The following is a 5314-nucleotide window of genomic DNA, read 5'->3' as shown; positions in this document are numbered from 1 at the left end:
CCCGGGCTGGCTGGCAGCCCTGGCCAGGACCCTGCCCACCACGCTGGGCGTCGAGGCGCTGACCCAGACGCTGTTCCAGGGCCGGAGCCTGGCCCAGCTCTGGACCGGCGGCACCCTGCCCTGGCTGGTCGCCCACACCCTCGCCCTCACCGCCCTCGCCGGGCTGCTGTTCGTCCGCAACCACCGTCGCGCCCTGGAGACCCCATGACCCCCGGCCACGGCTTCGCCCGCGGATTCGCCGCCGAGGTCGGCAAGGGCCTGCTCACCCTGCTGGCCGGATGGCGCGCGCTCCTCGTCCAGATGATCACTTTTCCGCTGTTCTACCTGCTGATCGTGCTGTTCATGGGACGCGGGGAGCCGCGCGCGGACCTGCTGGCGCCGGTGCTGCTGGGCATGGTGGCGCTGACCTTCGTCCACGAGCAGGTCAACCGGGTGTTCTGGAGCTACCTGGGCGACATCCAGTCCGGCGTGCTGGAACAGACCTACCTGACCCCGCTGCCCTCGGCCGGCAGGTCGCCGCGGTGCTCTCGGCGCTGCCCACCGCGCTGTCCGTCCTGGCCACCGGCGCCGTCGCCATCGCCGTCCAGGGCGGGAGCCTGCCCTTCGACGCGCGGGTGCCCGTGCCGCTGGCCGCCGTCGTGCTGGGCACCTGCGGGCTGGCCCTGGTCCTGTGCGGGATGACGCTGGTGTTCAGGCGCATCGAGATCATCACCCAGCTGTCGGTGGCGGTCTACGCCATCGCGGGCGGCACCCTCGTCCCGCTGGCCGCCATGCCCGAACCGGTCGCCCTCCTCAGCCGGCTGGCCGTCCCCATCGCGCCCGGCATCGAGGCGACGCGCGACATCCTGCTCGGCGGGCACTCCCTGACCGCCCTGCCCACGGGCTGGGGCCTCGGCTGGCTGCTCGCCCAGCCGGTGCTGCTCACCGCCACCGGGGTGGTCGTGTTCAACCGGCTGGAACGCCTCGCCCAACGCCGCGGCACCCTCGGCCGCCACTAGAACGTGGAGATCACCATGACGGAGACCCCCGCGCCGCCGGAGCCCGTGTCCCTGCGCCCCGTCGGCCGGGTCGTGGGCGGCCGCGCCGAGATGTACGAGGACGGCTGGCACGACGTCCGGGCGACGATCCAGGTGGACGCGACGCTGTTCACCGCCGCCGCATTGCAGGGCCTGGAGCACTTCTCCCACCTGGAAGTCGTCTTCCTCTCCGACCGGATCAGCCCCGGCGGCGTCCGGAGCGGCCCCCGCCCACCGCGAGGCGTCCCGAACGCCGCGCCCGTGGGGGTCTTCGCCCACCGCGGCCCGTACCGCCCCAACCGCCTCGGTGTCTCCCGCTGCCGACTGCTGGCCGTGGACGGCCTCACGCTGCGCGTCGCCGACCTGGACGCGCTGGCGGGGACACCGGTCCTGGACATCAAGCCCTACCTGGCCGAGTTCGCCCCCCGTTCCCCCGTCACCCAGCCCGCCTGGGCCACCGAGCTCATGCGCCGCTACTACTGAGCCCCGGAACGGACCGACCGCCGTGCCACGACCCCGCGCGCTCACCCGGGCGCAGATCACCGCCGCCCTCGCCGTGCTCGACCGGGACGGACACGCCGCACTGTCCATGCGGGCGGTGGCCGGGCGACTCGGAACGAGCACGATGGCGCTCTACCGCTACCTCGACGACCGGGCGGCACTGGAAGCCCTCATGGTCGAGAGGGTGCTCGACGCCATCGATCCGGTGCCGCCCGCTGACGGACCCTGGCCGCGGCGCGTCACGACCATGGCCGAACGGCTACGGGCCGCCGTGTCCGCCCACCCCGAGATCGTGCCGCTGACACTCGCCCACCGGCACACCTCGTCCGGTCTTCTGGGCTGGTCCCGGACGGTGCTCGGCATCCTGGCCGACGCCGGCCTCACCGAGCCCGAGCGCGCCATCGCCCTGCGCGGACTGCCGGCGTTCGTCATCGGCACGATCCACATGGACCACCTCGGCCCACAACTCGATCCGCAGAGCACCGCCGTCGCCCCGCCGTCGCCCGAGGAGTTCCGGCGTCGGAGTGCGCCTGCTGCCGCGCGCCCTGTGAGCGTCAAGCCCCGCCCGCCCTGGACGGCCGGCTTCTCCGCCGGGACCGTCCGCTCCATCGGCCTCGCCGCGTTCCTCACCTGCGACGCGGTGAACCCGCGGCGATCGCGCTCAACGTCCCGCCGCCGATCGCGGCGGCGGTCATCGCCTGGGGCCGCTTCGGCCCGCGCCCCCTGCGAGAGGACGCCCGACGGAAATGTCGGCCATGATCGTTAGGTTGCGGTGCCATGGTCGAGACGGTGGACATTCCGGTCGAATGGCGTGAGCACATCCATCCGAGGCGCGGCGGCATCGCCGGGCCGCGGGTCGTCCTGGACGAGGACGCCGCGCGGAGGGCGCGCGAACGGGAACGCGAGGCACGCCCGATCGCCGCGGAGATGGCGGAGCACGAGCGCACCGACCCGGAGCTCGCCAAGGCCGTCCGGGCGTGGCTGGACGGCGAGCCCGACCCGGTGGGCGCGGCGGTCGTCGCCACCGTCGCGGTGAAGCACCTCCCGGACACCGACGGCGCGGCCTTCCTGGACGCCTGGGCGCTGGACCACGGGCTCGCCTTCGCCGCCTGCGCGGTCACCGAGGTGTCCTCCATCGAGCTCGGCCCGGTGCCGCGACGGGCGACCCCCGATACTGACGGCGTCATCCGGCTCGCCGCCCACGGCCACGCCGGTGAGGAGCCCGCCGGGTGGCGCGGGGAGATCCGGCGCACGACCCCCGCGGACCATTACGCCGTGGGCCGGTGGATCGCCGAGGACGCCGTGGTGAAACGGCTCCGCATGCTGCTGGCGGCGGCTCCGGAGGCGGAGTACCGCGACGCGGTCGCGCGCCTGGCGGCACACCGCGGCGACGCCTGGAGGCGCGGCACGGTCTCCTACCTCGTACCGACCGAGACGGCCTGGGCGGAGGAGTCCTTCGAGGACTCCCACTTCCAGCGGGTCCTCAAGCCCGAACACGTGTTGTGCTCGCTGTCCAACGCCGAGCACGCCGTCCGGTTCGGCTGGGTGGAGGAGACCCCCGCCGTGCTCGGGACGCTGCTCGACGGGTTGGGCGCGGGCGTCCTCCCGCTGCTCGTGAGGGCGCTCGTGAAGATCCGCCACCGCGGCGCCGACGAGAAGCGGCCGTTCGTGCTCAGGGCTCTCCTGGCGGTTCCCGACGAAAGGATCTTCCCCATCATGCTCGACCGGATGGACGAGAAGGACGTGCCCGCCGCCCTGCGGGAGGCGATCGAACGCCACCCGGTCCACGCGCTCCGGTCGCTGGCGTCGGTGGCCGACGACGGCACGACCCGCGGCCTCCGGGCGGCCGGGCTGCTGCGGGGACTGCTGCACGCCCGGCCCGACCTGGTCGCGGAACTGCCGTCGAAACCGTCGAGGACCGTCGAGGCGCTGCTGCCGCGCCCGGCCGTTCCCGACAGCGATGAGGTGCCCGACGTGCTCGCGGGCAAGCCCACCCGCAGCGCGAAGGTGGATTGGGCCGACCCGGCGCTGCTCCCGCAGATCCTCACGCGGGGCGGGGGCCGGGCGCTGCCCGAGAACGCGACCAGGCGCCTGCTGAACCTGCTCGCCGGGAAGGCCCCCGACGTCGCGGCCGTGCGCGGGTTCTGCGACCGGCACTCGCTGGCCGAGTTCTCCTGGGCGCTGTTCCAGTGCTGGTACGCGCTCGGCGCGCCCAGCCGGCACAACTGGGCGCTGGCGCAGCTCGGCCTGATCGGCGACGACACGACGGTGCGGCGGCTCAGCCCGCTGATCAGGATGTGGCCGGGCGAGGGCGGCTCCAGCCGCGCCACCGCCGCGCTGGACGTCCTCGCCCGGATCGGCTCCGACGTCGCCCTCACCCACCTGTTCGAGCTGGCCCGGCGGAGCGGGTACAAGGGGCTGAAGACCAGGGCGCTCCAGAAGATCGACCAGATCGCCGCCGCGCGCGGCATCACGCCCGAGGCCCTGGCCGACCGCGCCGTCCCCGACTTCGGCCTGGACGACCAGGGCACCCTGGTCCTGGACTACGGCCCCCGCCAGTTCACCGTGACCTTCGACCAGCAGCTCGTCCCGCTGGTCGTGGAGCCGAACGGCAGGATCCGCAAGAGCGCGCCCAAGCCCGGCCCCAAGGACGACCCGGCCCTCGCCCCGGCCGCGCACGCCCTGTTCACCGGCCTGAGGAAGGATCTGCGGACGATCGCCGACCAGGAGATCAAACGCCTCGAACTGGCCATGGTCAACCGGCGGGAGTGGACGCCAGGCGACTTCCACGCCCTGTTCGTCGCCCACCCGCTGATGGGGCACATCACCCGCCGGCTGGTGTGGATCACCGACGGCGGGACCGCCTTCCGCGTCGCCGAGGACCGCACCTACGCCGACGTGAACGACGACCCTTTCACCCCGGAGCCGGACGCCCGCGTCGGCATCGCCCACCCGATCCTGCTGGACGACCTCGACGCCTGGGCGGAGCTGTTCGCCGACTACGAGATCCTGCAACCGTTCGAGCAGCTCGGACGGCCCGTCCACCGGCTCACCGACGACGAGCGCGCCGCGCACCGGCTCGCCCGCGTGGAGGGGCTCGTGCTGCCCTACGGCAAGGCCAAGGGCCACTCCCAGGGACGCTGGGAGTCCGTGACCGCCGACGGCGAGTTCGCGGGCGGCTGGCTCGCCCGGCGCGACCCCGCGGGCCTGTACGTCGTGGCGGGCCTGAGCCCCGGCCTCTACGCCTACATGTACGGCGAGGGCGAACCCCAGAGGATCAGCGCCCTGTGGGCGGGCCCGGCCCCGGCCCACTCGCCGCAGGACACGGTGCCGCTCGGCGAGGTCGACCCGGTCACGATGAGCGAGGCCGTCCACGACCTCGTCCGCAGCGCGTCCTAGCCGGGCCCGGTCGTCACCGGGCCCGGCCGCGGGACGTGCGGTCAGGTGCAGGTGTTGTCGATGACGTAGTGGTTGTCGGCCCTCTGACGGAGCTTGGTGGTCACGTAGGCCGAGTGGTAGCCCATGTACTGGTTGGAGCCGTTGGCGTAGGTCTGGCCGTACACGGCGCGGGCACGACCGGCCTGGACATGGCTGGTGTTGCTGGTGACATAGCAGGCGCCCGAGGAGGGCGGCGGGGTGGTCGGGGGCGTGGTCGGCGGGGTGGTGGGCGGGGTCGAGTTCTCGTGTTCGGTGATGAACCTGCGCATCTCGGCCAGGGCGGTGGTGTTGGAGATGATCGTGAAGTGGGTGGGGGCCATCGGGCCGGTCATCAGGTGGTTGAGGTGGGCGCCTTCCAG

At 73.5% G+C, this 5314-nt stretch carries 5 protein-coding genes and 2 pseudogenes; 6 read left to right on the top strand and 1 reads right to left on the bottom strand.

All coding sequences use genetic code 11. The features are described from left to right. The 6 genes and pseudogenes from AKI01S_RS52395 to AKI01S_RS54545 form a co-directional block, all read left to right on the top strand. Positions 1–208, top strand: a pseudogene (locus tag AKI01S_RS52395) (ABC transporter permease); the annotation flags it as partial. Further along, entirely contained in the window at positions 205–681 is a 477-nt protein-coding gene (locus AKI01S_RS53145) for a hypothetical protein (protein WP_218010099.1), read from the top strand. The pseudogene AKI01S_RS52395 and the gene AKI01S_RS53145, both read left to right, overlap by 4 nt. After that, positions 615–998 carry a hypothetical protein gene (locus AKI01S_RS53140; RefSeq protein WP_218010098.1) on the top strand — a complete coding sequence of 128 codons (384 nt, stop codon included), beginning with the start codon at positions 615–617 and terminating at the stop codon, positions 996–998. The genes AKI01S_RS53145 and AKI01S_RS53140 overlap by 67 nt, the downstream gene beginning before the upstream one ends. Positions 999–1013: 15 nt before the next feature. Beyond that, positions 1014–1499, top strand: coding sequence for an SAM-dependent methyltransferase (locus AKI01S_RS48020; RefSeq protein ID WP_067833684.1), 486 nt, complete (start codon positions 1014–1016; stop codon positions 1497–1499). Between the two features lie 22 nt (positions 1500–1521). Beyond that, positions 1522–2283 carry a TetR/AcrR family transcriptional regulator gene (locus tag AKI01S_RS53135; protein ID WP_067833680.1) on the top strand — a complete coding sequence of 254 codons (762 nt, stop codon included), beginning with the start codon at positions 1522–1524 and terminating at the stop codon, positions 2281–2283. Between the two features lie 11 nt (positions 2284–2294). Next, on the top strand, positions 2295–4916 hold the full coding sequence (locus tag AKI01S_RS54545) for a DUF4132 domain-containing protein (RefSeq protein WP_067833677.1): 2622 nt from the start codon (positions 2295–2297) through the stop codon (positions 4914–4916). Between the two features lie 41 nt (positions 4917–4957). Here AKI01S_RS54545 and AKI01S_RS52390 read toward each other — a convergent pair. Next, positions 4958–5314, bottom strand: a pseudogene (locus AKI01S_RS52390) (hypothetical protein); the annotation flags it as partial.

This window comes from Actinomadura kijaniata NBRC 14229 (assembly GCF_001552175.1).
GTDB lineage: Bacteria > Actinomycetota > Actinomycetes > Streptosporangiales > Streptosporangiaceae > Spirillospora > Spirillospora kijaniata.
Note: the sequence above shows the minus strand (reverse complement) of the source record. Positions and strands in the feature narration are given on the sequence as shown.